At 61.9% G+C, this 12,606-nt stretch carries 13 protein-coding genes and 2 tRNA genes; 12 read left to right on the top strand and 3 right to left on the bottom strand.

What is annotated here, in order from left to right; genetic code table 11:
- The first annotated feature begins 3 nt into the window (after positions 1 to 3).
- The gene (locus O7A60_RS16550) at positions 4 to 2,283 is read left to right on the top strand and encodes a xanthine dehydrogenase family protein molybdopterin-binding subunit (protein WP_337107170.1); all 2,280 of its coding nucleotides are present in this window, start codon (positions 4 to 6) and stop codon (positions 2,281 to 2,283) included.
- Between the two features lie 127 nt (positions 2,284 to 2,410).
- Here the strand turns inward: O7A60_RS16550 and O7A60_RS16545 are convergent, their stop codons facing one another.
- Entirely contained in the window at positions 2,411 to 2,830 is a 420-nt protein-coding gene (locus O7A60_RS16545; protein WP_337107169.1) for a GNAT family N-acetyltransferase, read from the bottom strand.
- 193 nt (positions 2,831 to 3,023) lie between these two features.
- On the opposite strand from O7A60_RS16545, the gene O7A60_RS16540 reads away from it, so the two are divergent.
- Positions 3,024 to 3,097, top strand: a tRNA-Gly gene (locus tag O7A60_RS16540).
- A gap of 78 nt (positions 3,098 to 3,175) precedes the next feature.
- Here O7A60_RS16540 and O7A60_RS16535 read toward each other — a convergent pair.
- A complete protein-coding gene (locus O7A60_RS16535; RefSeq protein ID WP_027146890.1) occupies positions 3,176 to 3,640 on the bottom strand; it encodes a YidB family protein in 465 nt (154 codons plus the stop codon).
- A 146-nt stretch (positions 3,641 to 3,786) separates the two neighbouring features.
- Here O7A60_RS16535 and O7A60_RS16530 point away from each other — a divergent pair, with 146 nt between their 5' ends.
- Positions 3,787 to 4,044, top strand: coding sequence for a GlsB/YeaQ/YmgE family stress response membrane protein (locus O7A60_RS16530; RefSeq protein WP_015318000.1), 258 nt, complete (start codon positions 3,787 to 3,789; stop codon positions 4,042 to 4,044).
- A gap of 111 nt (positions 4,045 to 4,155) precedes the next feature.
- Here O7A60_RS16530 and O7A60_RS16525 read toward each other — a convergent pair whose 3' ends face one another.
- Complete coding sequence (locus tag O7A60_RS16525; RefSeq protein ID WP_337107168.1) at positions 4,156 to 5,043, bottom strand: DMT family transporter; 888 nt, start codon at positions 5,041 to 5,043, stop codon at positions 4,156 to 4,158.
- A 293-nt stretch (positions 5,044 to 5,336) separates the two neighbouring features.
- On the opposite strand from O7A60_RS16525, the gene tuf reads away from it, so the two are divergent.
- The 9 genes from tuf to rplJ all read left to right on the top strand — a co-directional run bounded on the left by tuf (position 5,337) and on the right by rplJ (position 12,572).
- Positions 5,337 to 6,512: an elongation factor Tu gene (gene tuf, locus O7A60_RS16520; protein WP_013895701.1), complete on the top strand. Its 1,176-nt coding sequence runs from the start codon at positions 5,337 to 5,339 to the stop codon at positions 6,510 to 6,512.
- A 164-nt stretch (positions 6,513 to 6,676) separates the two neighbouring features.
- Positions 6,677 to 8,329 carry a COG3904 family protein gene (locus O7A60_RS16515; RefSeq protein ID WP_337107167.1) on the top strand — a complete coding sequence of 551 codons (1,653 nt, stop codon included), beginning with the start codon at positions 6,677 to 6,679 and terminating at the stop codon, positions 8,327 to 8,329.
- A gap of 93 nt (positions 8,330 to 8,422) precedes the next feature.
- Positions 8,423 to 8,905 (top strand): group II truncated hemoglobin, encoded by a 483-nt coding sequence (locus tag O7A60_RS16510; RefSeq protein ID WP_337107166.1) that lies wholly within the window; start codon positions 8,423 to 8,425, stop codon positions 8,903 to 8,905.
- A gap of 237 nt (positions 8,906 to 9,142) precedes the next feature.
- Positions 9,143 to 9,218 (top strand) — tRNA-Trp (locus tag O7A60_RS16505).
- Between the two features lie 358 nt (positions 9,219 to 9,576).
- On the top strand, positions 9,577 to 9,780 hold the full coding sequence (gene secE / locus O7A60_RS16500) for a preprotein translocase subunit SecE (RefSeq protein WP_027146633.1): 204 nt from the start codon (positions 9,577 to 9,579) through the stop codon (positions 9,778 to 9,780).
- A gap of 27 nt (positions 9,781 to 9,807) precedes the next feature.
- Positions 9,808 to 10,335, top strand: coding sequence for a transcription termination/antitermination protein NusG (nusG, locus tag O7A60_RS16495; protein ID WP_015317996.1), 528 nt, complete (start codon positions 9,808 to 9,810; stop codon positions 10,333 to 10,335).
- Between the two features lie 175 nt (positions 10,336 to 10,510).
- Positions 10,511 to 10,939, top strand: a complete 429-nt coding sequence (gene rplK / locus O7A60_RS16490; protein WP_010909262.1) for a 50S ribosomal protein L11 — start codon at positions 10,511 to 10,513, stop codon at positions 10,937 to 10,939.
- Between the two features lie 4 nt (positions 10,940 to 10,943).
- Positions 10,944 to 11,642: a 50S ribosomal protein L1 gene (rplA, locus tag O7A60_RS16485; RefSeq protein ID WP_027146632.1), complete on the top strand. Its 699-nt coding sequence runs from the start codon at positions 10,944 to 10,946 to the stop codon at positions 11,640 to 11,642.
- 411 nt (positions 11,643 to 12,053) lie between these two features.
- Positions 12,054 to 12,572: a 50S ribosomal protein L10 gene (gene rplJ / locus O7A60_RS16480; RefSeq protein WP_027146631.1), complete on the top strand. Its 519-nt coding sequence runs from the start codon at positions 12,054 to 12,056 to the stop codon at positions 12,570 to 12,572.
- The last annotated feature ends 34 nt before the right edge of the window (positions 12,573 to 12,606 follow it).

Here is a 12,606-nt window from a genome sequence, read left to right as displayed (position 1 = left end):
GCCATGAATCAAGCCGCGCCAGTTCCAAAAGAAAACCAAGGCCAACCGGTTGTCCGCATCGACGGCAGGCTGAAGGTTACCGGACAAGCCAGCTATCCGGCCGACATCGCCACGGCCAATGTCGCTTATGGCGCTCTTGCCACCAGCAGCATCGCTCGGGGCAAGGTTTCCAAACTCCATACCGATGACGCCAGGGCCGTGCCCGGAGTGCTGGACATCATCACCTATGGCGACATGGATCAGACGGACACTCCGAAATTTGGCAACACCGGTGCGAGCTCTATCGCACCCCTGCATGACAAGACGATTTTCCACGACGGCCAGATCATCGCTCTGGTCGTTGCCGAGACATTCGAGGCGGCGGAGGAAGCGTCGATGTTGATCCGCGCCGACTACGAAGACGAACCGCCCAGCGCCAGCTTCGATTCCAAAGGCGTGAAAGTGGAACCGGCGGCCGGCAAAAGCCCGATGTTGCAGGAGGATGTCAAAGCAGGCGACTTCGACGCTGCCTATGCATCCGCTGCCGTCAAGATCGACCAAAAATACTCCACGCCGACCCAGCATCACAATCCGATCGAACTGTTCTCGACCACGGCGATGTGGCAAGGCGATCAACTCACCGTCCATGAGCCAAGCCAGAATGTCACCGGCTGGAAAATCGAACTTGCCCGGCAGTTGAAGGTCGACCCTGGCAATGTGCGGATTGTCAGCCCTTATGTCGGGGGCGCCTTTGGTTCCAAGGGGCCGATGACGGCTCGCACGGCAATTGTCGCGATTGCTGCACGTCGTGTTGGGCGGCCGGTACGCTGCGTCGTCAGCCGCATGCAGGCCTTCAACACCCAGACCTATCGCGCCGAGACCAGGCATCGAATTCGCATAGGCGCCAGCAAGGACGGCCGCATCACGGCGTTCGGACATGAGGGCTGGGAGGTGACGTCACGCCCTGACCCTTATGTCGTCGGCGGCACGTCCGCCACCGGCCGCATGTACAATTACGGTTCGGTGCTCACTCATGTTTCGGTCGTCCATGCCGACCGCAACACACCGGGCTACATGCGCTCGCCGCCGGAGACGCCGTACGTCTACGCGCTCGAGAATGCCATGGACGAAATGGCTGTGGCGCTCGGCATGGATCCCGTCGAGTTTCGGCGCATCAACGAGCCTGAAAAAGAGCCTATCGGCGGCAAGCCATTCTCCAGCCGGTCACTGGTCAAATGCTACGACCAGGCTGCGGAGGCCTTCGGCTGGTCGAAGCGTGATGCCGCGGTCGGGTCGATGCGCGATGGCGACTGGCTGGTCGGCATGGGTTGCGCGACCGCAATCTATCCCACGGCAAGCGCGCCATGCGCGGCCCGTGTTCGCCTGACCGCCGATGGCCAAGTTCGCGTTCAGTGCGGCTCGCATGAGATCGGCACTGGTGTGCGCACCATCGCCGGGCAGATGGCCGCCGAACGTCTGGGGATAGGGATGGACAAGATCAGCGTCGAGATGGGCGACAGCGCCCTGCCGCCGGCGCCGGTCTCGGGCGGCTCGATTTCGACAGCGAGCGTCTGCTCGGCGGTTCTGAAGGCCTGTGACGCGGTGCGCGCCAAACTTTTCGCGGCAGCCGTCGCTGGAGACGGGCCGCTGGCCGGTTCCGGCAATGCCAAGCTGGAGATGGAGCAGGAGAAGATCGTGGCAAGCGGCGGCAAATCCGCCAAGCTGTCGGATGTCTTCAAGGCGATGCAGATCGGCGCGATAGAGGAATACGCCGAGTTTGCGCCAAAGGGTTCGACGCCGGAAGCACTGAAGAAGCTCTATGCCGGACAAGCGGAGTTCCACGGCGGCGATCAGGACAAGGACTCCGTGAAATATGCCTTTGGCGCTGAATTCGTCGAAGTGCGCGTCAACAGCTACACACGCGAAATCCGGGTGCCGCGCGTGGTCGGTGCCTTTGCGGCGGGACGCATCATGAACACGCGCACCGCGCGCAGCCAACTGATGGGCGGTATGATCTGGGGTATCGGCCAAGCCCTTCACGAGGCGACGGAAATCGACCGGCGCAACGCCCGTTACGTCAATCGTGATTTGCAGGACTATCTGGTGCCGGTCAACGCCGACATCAAACAGGTCGACGTCATCCTTGTTCCCGAGGTCGACCTGGACGTCAATCCGGCCGGCGTCAAAGGCTTGGGGGAGCTTGGCAATGTCGGGACCGCGGCGGCCGTGGCGAGCGCCGTGTACCATGCCACGGGCAAACGCATTCGAGACTTGCCGATCAGGATAGACGATTTGATAAGCTGACGACCAAGGCGCGACAGGGGGGTGGCTGACGCGCTATCGCATCCGCAAAGATCATGCGGCTGTTCAGGGTGACCCTCGTCGCGCGCATGCCTGCCGATCACAGGTATCGCGGCCTCTTGCGCGAGCATCAGAGGGTTTTGCGCAGGAAGATGCGGGCAGTGCCCTGAAGGCCGAACTCAACTCTGCCAAATTCCTCGTAGCCGTGACGAACATAGAAGCCGGGTGCCTGGAAGCTGCTGGTCTCGACCACCGCACGTTGGCAGCCGCGCTTCCTCGCTTCCGCTTCCACGGCAGCAAGCAGGCGGCTGCCATGTGATCTGCCTCGAATGCTTTCAGGCACGAAGAACATGTCGAGGAACAGCAAACCGAGTTCGGTCCTGCCCCACAGGCCGCCAAGGATGTTTCCCGAGCTGTCGCGCAATACGGCGCCGATCGGCACGCGGTCGTCAACGCCGGTTTTGGCCACATTGTAGCGATAGAGGGCGGCGCCCGCCTCCGCCTTGGCGCGCCCATTCCCCCTGACCAGATGAACGTGGACGTCTGGCATTTGGTGTTCCGTGGCCGCAGCCTCGATACCGGTGTCGGATCGGGTCCTGTTCTCTATTGAAAAATCTGGACTATTTACCGGCTCCGGTATCCGTTGCTGCTGCCAAAGCCTGGTGCCTGGCCTGCAATTTCGGCTGGGTCGCGAGAGGCTCCTTGACCTTCGGAACCTTGTCGAATAGCTAGGGCATGCGTGCGCGGGTATGGTGAAATGGTATCACATGAGCCTTCCAAGCTCTTGGTGCGGGTTCGATTCCCGCTACCCGCTCCAGGTTTCCAGCGACACCGTCGGCAAGCCGAAACACTGCGCGGCAAGCGCGCAGCGCTTCAGGCATCGGTGTGCGCCGCGCTAGCTGTTGAACGCTGACGCGACCTGGTGCTGTTGCGGCATCTGGCCGTTCGGCGTCAGCTTGTCGACGATGCCGGGCAGGGCCGCGGATAGTTGCTTGAGCAGTTCCTGCTCGTCGAGCCCTGTCCGTTGGGCGATCTCGCGAATGACCTGCGGTCCGATCGCGTTGCCCAGCTCATTGGCGTTGATCGACTGGTTCTGCCCTGTGCCGACCCAGGAGTCGGCGACATTGCCATGGCCGGCGTTCTTGAGCTTGTCGAGCAGGCCGCCCAGTCCGCCGAGCAGGCCGCCGTCACCGGACGCGGTTCCGACGGGTGTGGGATCGGCCGGCGCGGGAGCTTGAGGCTGCTCCGGCTGTTCGGCACTTCTGCCGCTCAGCATCTTTCCGACCAGCAGGGCACCGAGCGCGATCATCAGCGGTTTGGTGATGTTGCCGCCGGGAACGGCGTTGTCAAAAAGTCCCATAGTGGATCCTCCATCTGGCCAAGCCCGGCCCATCTTCAACCCGGCCCATCTTCAACAATGACGCAATCGGGCGGAATTTCAACCTGGCTTGTGGTTTTGACATTCATATGAAAATGTCCGGTTGGCGGAGGAATGGAGAGGAAAAAATGGGTATCATCAGCTGGATCATTCTCGGCGTCATCGCCGGCTTCATCGGCAGCAAGATCGTCAACAAGACCGGTCAGGGCATGATCATGGATATCGTGCTCGGCATTGTCGGTGCCATCGTCGGGGGGCTGATCTTCAGTGCCTTCGGTGCTTCGGGCGTCACCGGCCTCAACATCTACAGCCTGATCGTCGCGGTCGTGGGCGCCGTCGTGGTGTTGTGGGCCTACCATCAGTTCGCGGGCAAACGAACCATTTAGACGTAATCGGCAGATTGCCAGCTCTGCCGAATCCTGAATTGCGATAGTTCGCCGTCGGTGCTGTCTGCACTCACGGTGTTGGAACCTACAATGCCGGTGCGCCGCCGCGGATCAGGCGACCACGGCTAGCCTACGCTTGCGCTGGTCCAGCGACACGATGGTCAACCCACTGCAGACGACCAGCAGGATGCCGCAGACCGCCAGTGCATTGGGGAATTGCCCGAACACCAGCAGGCCCGAAATGACGGCCCAGACCGTGAAGCAGTAGTAGAAAGGCGCTACCGCTCCGGTCGGCCCGACGCGATAGGCCATGAAGATGAAGAAGTGGCCGAAGATCAGGAAGAAACCGGCTCCCGCCATCAGCAGCAGGTGGTGCGCCTCCGGCGCTACCCAGCGCTCGGACACCAGATGCGCGGCGCCGGCGCCGATCAGGACCACGACGACCGCCGAGATCGCCACGATCATTCCTGGCACTTCGGCGGTGATCTTGCGGCCGGCCAGATCGCGGGCGGCGGCGAATGTCGCGTTGCCGAGGGCCAGCAAGGCGTAGACCGAAATGCCTTGCATGGTCGGTTGCGCCACCATCAGCGCGCCGATGAAGCCCAGCCCGATCAGCGCCATGCGCTGGCCGCCGATGCGCTCGCCAAACAGGATCGAGGATCCGACCAGCATCAGCAGCGGCGTGATCTGCCCCAGCGCGGTGGAATCGGCGATCTGCATGTTGGCGAGCGCGACGACGTAACAGAGGATCGCCGCCAGTTCGAGCAGGTTCCTGCGCAGCACGCGCTTGTCGAAGATCAGGGGGATCTGCTTGCCGTAGCCGAGCGCAAACAGCAGCGGAAGGCCCCACAGCGTTGCCGCGGCACCACGCAGGAACAGCACTTCGTAGGACGGCAAGCCCGTAGTGGCGAGCTTCATCATCGTGTCGTTGACCAGATATGACCCGGTCGAGACGATCATGAACAGCGGGCCGCGAATGGCAGTCGGGATGAAATGCATCGGCGCAGGAAATCAGACCCGGATCGCCGCCGCAATGGGCCATGGGCCGCCGGCAGATCCGACAGCGACAGATACGCAGGCCTGCGGAATCCTCCGATTGTTCCGTCCGACCTTCGCCCATTCCCTTTTCAACGGCGGGACCCTATATCAGCGCCATATCCCGCAATCGGATCATGGGTTCTGGCCGAGTGAGATGGCGCCCGGGCAAAAGACGCTTGTGTTTTTTGGCCTTTCTCGCTAATCGCCCCGCATTCGACTGAACTGAAGGTCCAGGCCGTCCAAGGAAAGAGACTATGGCAAAAGGTAAATTCGAGCGCACTAAGCCTCATGTGAACATCGGCACGATTGGTCACGTCGACCATGGCAAGACGTCGCTGACGGCTGCGATCACCAAGTATTTTGGCGAATACAAGCGCTATGACCAGATCGACGCGGCGCCGGAAGAGAAGGCGCGCGGCATCACGATCTCGACGGCTCACGTCGAATACGAGACGGCCAACCGCCACTACGCGCATGTCGACTGCCCCGGCCACGCCGACTATGTGAAGAACATGATCACCGGTGCCGCGCAGATGGACGGCGCGATCCTGGTCGTGTCGGCCGCCGACGGCCCGATGCCGCAGACCCGCGAGCACATCCTGCTTGCCCGTCAGGTCGGCGTGCCGTCGATCGTGGTGTTCCTGAACAAGGTCGACCAGGTCGACGACGCCGAGCTGCTCGAACTGGTCGAGCTCGAGGTTCGCGAGCTTTTGTCGAAGAACGAATTCCCCGGCGACGACATTCCGATCGTCAAGGGTTCGGCGCTGGCAGCGCTTGAGGATTCGAACAAGACGATCGGCGAGGACGCGATCCGCGAGCTGATGGCTCAGGTCGACGCCTACATCCCGACGCCGGTTCGTCCGCTCGACAAGCCGTTCCTGATGCCGATCGAGGACGTGTTCTCGATCTCGGGCCGTGGCACGGTGGTGACCGGCCGCGTCGAGCGCGGCGTGGTCAAGGTCGGCGAGGAGCTGGAAATCATCGGCATCCGTCCGACGACCAAGACGACCTGCACAGGCGTCGAGATGTTCCGCAAGCTGCTCGATCAGGGCCAGGCCGGCGACAACATCGGCGCGCTGCTGCGCGGCGTCGACCGTGAAGGTGTCGAGCGCGGCCAGGTTCTGGCCAAGCCCGGCACGGTGAAGCCGCACAAGAAGTTCGTGGCCGAAGCCTACATCCTGACCAAGGACGAAGGTGGCCGTCACACGCCGTTCTTCACCAACTACCGTCCGCAGTTCTACTTCCGCACGACCGACGTGACCGGCATCGTGTCGCTGCCGGAAGGCACCGAGATGGTGATGCCCGGCGACAACATCACGGTCGATGTCGAGCTGATCGTGCCGATCGCCATGGAAGAAAAGCTGCGCTTCGCCATCCGTGAAGGCGGCCGCACCGTCGGTGCCGGCATCGTCGTCACCATCAAGGAATAATCGAGACCGGCTCTGCCGGATCGACAAGAAAAGGGCGGTCTTCGGGCCGCCCTTTTTCGTTTACTTGCGCTTGGCAGCGCAAGTATTGCCAGGGTTGGTTCAAACCTGTTGCAAGCGCCATGGCTGCAACTAGTATAGGTTGCACTGAGGGAGCTTTGCCAACAGTGGTTCCAAGGCGCTGTTTTGATGGGAAGGCATGGCGGTTGTGGGCACTGGTTTGCCTCGTCGTCGTTATGCTGCTGCCTGTTCTGACAGCGCGAGCGGAGGATGGGCCTCCCGACATCCCGTCCATGCGCTTCGTCGTCGTGCGCAGCAACGCTCCGGGATGCGAACCCAACTGTCCTGAGTGGATATCGGCGGACGGCACCATCGCCGCCGGCACGCCGGCGCTCCTCAAGCGCACGCTCAAGGCGCTCAAGGGAAGGCAATTGCCGGTGGTCGTCAATTCGCCCGGCGGTAATGTCGATGCGGCGCTGGCACTTGGCCGGATGATCCGCAAGAACAAGCTCGATGTCGCCGTCGGCGTGACGGTTTTTTCCGGTTGCCAGCCCGAAATTGAGAACTGCAAGGACAACAAGGGCAAGAGCGCCGACTATTTCGGGATAGTCCATGACGACGGAGCCATGTGCAATTCGGCCTGTCCGCTGATGTTTTCCGGCGGTGTCCGCCGCGTGATCGGAGATTTCGGCTATCTCGGCGTCCACCAGATCACCACCACATATCACCGGGAGAAACTGCTCTACCGGACCACGTACCGGATCGTGAACGGCGAGAAGAAGATCATCAGCACCAAGGTGGTCAGCCGTAAAAACGCAGGCAGCTACAAAACCTACGAGATGAGCAGGGCCGTCGAGAAGACGCTTTCGGCGTACCTGAGGGAAATGGGGATAGGCGACGGCGTGCTGGAAATCATGAAGGCTACGCCGGCCAGCGAGATTCGTCAGATTCCGCTCGACGCCATGTTGACGATGAAGCTGGTCACCAGCCGGGACGCAGTGGATCTGTTGACCACGGCAAGCCTCTGCGGGCTTGGCCAGCCGGCCACGAACTGCCGGGAAATAGCTGGACCTGCAAACAAGACGACGCCATCGGCCGCCCTCAAGCCCATGACTGCCGTACCGGTTCAACCGGACGCCGCGAAGGCCGGCGGGGACATGCGCTTTGTCGTGGTTCGCGGCAGCAATCCGCTGTGCAACCCCGATTGTCCGGAATGGATATCGGCGGAAGGTCCGATCACCGGCCAGACGCCTCAGAAGCTGCGGCAGTTGCTGGCCACGCTTGGCAATTGGCGGCTGCCTATCGTCATCAGTTCACGCGGAGGCGATCTGTCCAGCGCTCTCGCAATGGGACGACTTATCCATGAAAGAAAGCTCGACATAGCCGTTGCCCGGACAGATTTCGTCGACTGCGACCCCGGCGTGTGGAATTGCCTTGCCACCGAAGGAGCCTATGCCGGATTGAGCATCGATGCGGGGGCGGAGTGCGATTCTGCCTGTGCGCTCGTGGTTGCCGGCGGCGCCAGACGGCTTGTCGGCCCCCGGGCGCGGCTCAGCCTCTATCCGATGGGACAGAAGCTGGTGATCAAGGCGTATTTCGACGAGATGGCGATCGGTCCCGCTCTGTTCGCCGCGGTCGTGCGACGCTCGGCCGAGGAGCAACTTGACCCGGACATGATGCGCAGGGTTGGACTGACAACGGGACCGCAATCGGTCGACGCGTTGACCGGCTCCACGATTTGCAAGACCGTTGCCAAGCCCGACAATTGCCGGGGCCTGCCAGCCGCCAACGCACAGGCCGACGCACCTGCCAGGCTGTAGAGCACGGCGACGTCGAAACTGCCCATCGAGGCAGGTTGAGCCATATCCGATTTCCGCTATCGTCGCGGCCGCGGGGCCGGCGAAGGATCAAGAATGAGCCAGGACGTTCCGACACTCTACGAATGGGCCGGCGGCGCCGAGGCGCTGAACCGGCTGACGCAAACCTTCTATGACAAGGTGGCACAAGACCCGGTCGTTGGCCCGGTGTTCAAACATATGTCGCCGGATCACCCCGCCCATGTCGCCGCCTTCATCGGCGAGGTCTTCGGCGGACCGAAAGCCTACAGCCAAAACTTTGGCGGCCATCGGGAAATGGTCATGCATCATCTGGGCAAGCATTTGACCGAGGAGCAGCGCCGCCGCTGGATCAATCTTCTCGCCGACGCAGCGGATGAGGTTGGTTTGCCGGACGATCCCGAATTCCGTTCTGCCTTCATGGGCTACATCGAATGGGGATCGCGGCTGGCCAAGATGAATTCCAATCTCGGCGAGACCTGCGATCCCGAGACCGAACCGATGCCGGCCTGGGGCTGGGGCGTGCCCGGCGGGCCGTACCGGGTGCCGGACGAAAAATAGCTTCCGGTTGCCGGGGAGGTGGATGACCGGTGCCGCAGATGCTAAGGTCGTGCGCCGGCCCGAGTGGGATGGACCGGGCTTCGAACATCTTGTGCCGCGGGGGTAGGCGGGGCGGTTTCTGGCTGAGTTGCCGACTATCCCGATTTCTGGCGCAGGGTTAGGCATGTTTGCTTGCAAACCGCTCTTTACAGAGCGTGCGGAAGCTTTTAGGAAGCGCCTGCGCCGAGGCGCACGTGTACGGGCATAGCTCAGTTGGTAGAGCGGCGGTCTCCAAAACCGCAGGTCGTAGGTTCGAGCCCTGCTGCCCGTGCCATTTCTAGAGATGGCATCACAACGATTTTTGGGGGCGGCCTTTGAAAATCGGTGACCCGCTTGCCATATTAGGCTCATTGGGGCATAAAGGTGCCATAGCCGGAACGGAACGACTGGATGGTTCCGAGGCGGCGTTTGGTCATAAAGCGGACACTTGCCACTTGCGTGGATCAAGAATCGGTTTTATGTAGACGAAACAGACACGCGACGCGTGAAGCTGGGAAGCCGGCTTTACGCGTCTGATTTGCATGGGCGAAATGATTGCGCTGATTCGGCGCGAGATTGGGCTCAGGCGGCACGTCCCGGCCAGCGGGATCATCCAGGGGACCCGGCCAACGGGTCTTGAAGACAGGCGGCATATGGCTTCGAAAACCACAAATCCTTTCGTCTTTCTCCAGCAGGTGCGCGCGGAGACAGCCAAGGTGACTTGGCCGTCGCGCCGCGAGACGATGATCTCGACGATCATGGTCCTGGCCTTCGCTGTGATCGCGATGATCTTCTTCTTCACCGCCGATCAGCTCATGGGCCTCGCGGTCGAGCAGATTCTGGGCATTGGACGCTAAGTCCGGCGATTAGGAGAAGTCGTAAAAATGGCTACGCGCTGGTACATCGTCCACGCCTATTCGAACTTCGAGAAGAAGGTCGCCGAGGACATCGAGAACAAGGCCAAGCAGAAGGGTCTGTCCGCCGATATCGAGCAGATCGTGGTGCCGACCGAGAAGGTCGTCGAGGTTCGTCGCGGCCGTAAGGTCGACGCCGAGCGCAAGTTCTTCCCGGGCTACGTGCTCTTGAAGGCTAATTTGACCGACGCCGTATTCTCGCTGGTCAAGAACACGCCGAAGGTCACCGGTTTCCTCGGCGACTCCAAGCCGGTGCCGATCACCGAGGCGGAAGCGCAGCGCATCCTGAACCAGGTGCAGGAAGGCGTCGAGCGGCCGAAGCCCTCGGTCACCTTCGAGATCGGCGAGGCGATCCGCGTTTCGGATGGTCCCTTCGCGTCGTTCAACGGTTTCGTCCAGGAAGTGGACGAGGAGCGGGCGCGGCTCAAGGTGGAAGTTTCGATCTTCGGGCGCGCCGTGCCTGTCGATCTGGAATTCGGGCAGGTCGAAAAGGGCTGATCCGAAATCCCTGATGCCGGTCTGGCGATCAGGGGAGGCGGTGCGGCAACGCGCGGCCTTGAGAACGGTGGGAGGCGAAGGCGGCTTTAGCCGGCCGCAAGAACCGCACCACCAGACTGCAACCGCCGGTGTTTCCCAGATCGTGGGGCCGGCATAGACAAAGGCAGGAAAAGAGATGGCTAAGAAAATTGCAGGCCAGCTCAAGCTCCAGGTCTCCGCGGGATCGGCTACGCCGTCGCCCCCGATCGGCCCGGCGCTTGGTCAGCGCGGCATCAACATCATGGAGTTCTGCAAGGCGTTCAACGCGCAGACCCAGGAAATGGAAAAGGGATCGCCGGTTCCGGTCGTCATCACCTATTACCAGGACAAGTCGTTCACCTTCGTCATGAAGACGCCGCCGGTGAGCTACTTCCTGAAGAAGGCCGCGAACCTGAAGTCAGGCTCGAAGGAGCCGGGCAAGGTCAAGGCTGGCACCGTTTCGCGCGACAAGGTTCGCGAAATCGCGACCGCCAAGATGAAGGATCTGAACGCGAACGACGTCGAAGCGGCCATGCGTATGGTCGAGGGCTCGGCCCGCTCGATGGGTCTGGAAGTGGTGGGCTAAGATCATGGCAAAGATTGCAAAGCGTGTATCGAAGACCCGTGAAGGCATCGATCCCAACAAGGCTTACGCGCTCGGTGATGCGCTGAAGTTGCTCAAGGATCGCTCCTCGGTCAAGTTCGACGAGACCGTCGAAGTCGCCATGAACCTCGGCGTCGACCCGCGTCACGCGGACCAGATGGTCCGCGGCGTGGTCAACCTGCCGAACGGCACCGGCCGCTCGGTCCGTGTTGCCGTGTTCGCCCGTGGCGACAAGGCTGAAGAGGCCAAGGCCGCCGGTGCTGACATCGTCGGTGCCGAGGATCTGGTCGACATCGTCCAGAAGGGCACGATCGATTTCGATCGCTGCATCGCCACGCCGGACATGATGCCGCTCGTCGGCCGTCTCGGTAAGGTGCTCGGCCCGCGCGGCATGATGCCGAACCCGAAGGTCGGCACCGTCACCACCGACGTCGCCGCGGCCGTCAAGGCATCGAAGGGCGGCGCTGTCGAGTTCCGCGTCGAAAAGGCCGGCATCGTTCATGCCGGCGTCGGCAAGGTCTCGTTCGACGTCAAGGCGCTGGAAGAGAACATCCGTGCCTTCGCCGATGCGGTGACCAAGGCAAAGCCGACAGGCGCCAAGGGCAACTACGTCAAGAAGGTGTCTGTCACCTCGACGATGGGCCCGGGCCTCAAGCTCGACGTCTCGACGCTCGCCGCGTCCTGATTGGACCATTTGGATCGGCCTCTCGAAGGCCGGTCCGTGACTGAATTCCGGGCCTTGGATTGATCCTGGGCCCGGTACCGGAAGCCGGAAGGCTTCCGGACATCCTGTCCGAGATTGCGGGCGGCCCGAACCTTGATTCAAGAGGAGGGCCTTAATTCATGTGGGCCTGCATGAGACGGGTGAAAACCGGACAACGGAGCAACAAGCTCCAATGGAAGGTTCGAACCGTGTTTGCCTTTTGTCTGCGCATCGCCGGCTTGGCCGTCGATGTGGCGAAAGGGGGCAGGATCCTCGAGCGTCGTTCGGGAGATCCGTTACTGGATGGCCCGGCCGGCAAAAGGCAACCCGACGCCTGTCCTCGAAAATGGGAATGTTCCCATTAACGGGACTGGGGTCAACTGGAGATAGGCAGTGGACAGAGCGGAAAAACGCGAACTCGTCACGGGCCTGAATGATGCGTTTTCGGGCGCAGGTTCAGTCGTCGTGGCCCACTATGCCGGTATCACCGTCGCGCAAATGAACGACCTTCGGTCGAAAATGCGCGCCGCCGGTGGCACCGTTAAAGTCGCGAAGAACCGTCTCGCCAAAATCGCTCTTCAGGGCACGGACTCCGCATCGATCATCGACCTGTTCAAGGGACAGACGCTGATCGCCTATTCGGAGGATCCGATTGCGGCGCCGAAGGTCGCGTCCGATTTCGCCAAGGGGAATGACAAGCTCGTCATTCTCGGCGGCGCAATGGGCACCACCTCGCTCAACGCCGACGGTGTGAAGGCACTCGCCACACTTCCGTCGCTCGATGAGCTGCGCGCCAGGCTGGTTGGCATGATCGCCACGCCGGCAACCCGGATCGCCCAGATCGTCAATGCGCCAGCGGCCTCGGTCGCGCGCGTCATCGGCGCTTACGCCCGGAAGGACGAGGCGGCATGAGGCCGTTCCTCGCTATCAAAAACACACGTTCGAA

Source organism: Mesorhizobium salmacidum (SeqCode) (assembly GCF_037179605.1).
In the GTDB taxonomy this organism is placed as follows: Bacteria; Pseudomonadota; Alphaproteobacteria; order Rhizobiales; family Rhizobiaceae; genus Mesorhizobium; species Mesorhizobium salmacidum.
Note: the sequence above shows the minus strand (reverse complement) of the source record. Positions and strands in the feature narration are given on the sequence as shown.

Excerpts from the sequence above, each read along its gene's own strand:
- O7A60_RS16535 (WP_027146890.1), bottom strand. The coding sequence starts at position 3,640 with ATGGGACTTTTTGACAACGCCGTTCCCGGCGGCAACATCACCAAACCG.
- O7A60_RS16530 (WP_015318000.1), top strand. The coding sequence starts at position 3,787 with ATGGGTATCATCAGCTGGATCATTCTCGGCGTCATCGCCGGCTTCATC.
- O7A60_RS16525 (WP_337107168.1), bottom strand. The coding sequence starts at position 5,043 with ATGCATTTCATCCCGACTGCCATTCGCGGCCCGCTGTTCATGATCGTC.
- nusG (WP_015317996.1), top strand. The coding sequence starts at position 9,808 with ATGGCTACGCGCTGGTACATCGTCCACGCCTATTCGAACTTCGAGAAG.
- O7A60_RS16545 (WP_337107169.1), bottom strand. The coding sequence starts at position 2,830 with ATGCCAGACGTCCACGTTCATCTGGTCAGGGGGAATGGGCGCGCCAAG.
- rplA (WP_027146632.1), top strand. The coding sequence starts at position 10,944 with ATGGCAAAGATTGCAAAGCGTGTATCGAAGACCCGTGAAGGCATCGAT.
- tuf (WP_013895701.1), top strand. The coding sequence starts at position 5,337 with ATGGCAAAAGGTAAATTCGAGCGCACTAAGCCTCATGTGAACATCGGC.
- O7A60_RS16510 (WP_337107166.1), top strand. The coding sequence starts at position 8,423 with ATGAGCCAGGACGTTCCGACACTCTACGAATGGGCCGGCGGCGCCGAG.
- secE (WP_027146633.1), top strand. The coding sequence starts at position 9,577 with ATGGCTTCGAAAACCACAAATCCTTTCGTCTTTCTCCAGCAGGTGCGC.
- rplK (WP_010909262.1), top strand. The coding sequence starts at position 10,511 with ATGGCTAAGAAAATTGCAGGCCAGCTCAAGCTCCAGGTCTCCGCGGGA.
- O7A60_RS16550 (WP_337107170.1), top strand. The coding sequence starts at position 4 with ATGAATCAAGCCGCGCCAGTTCCAAAAGAAAACCAAGGCCAACCGGTT.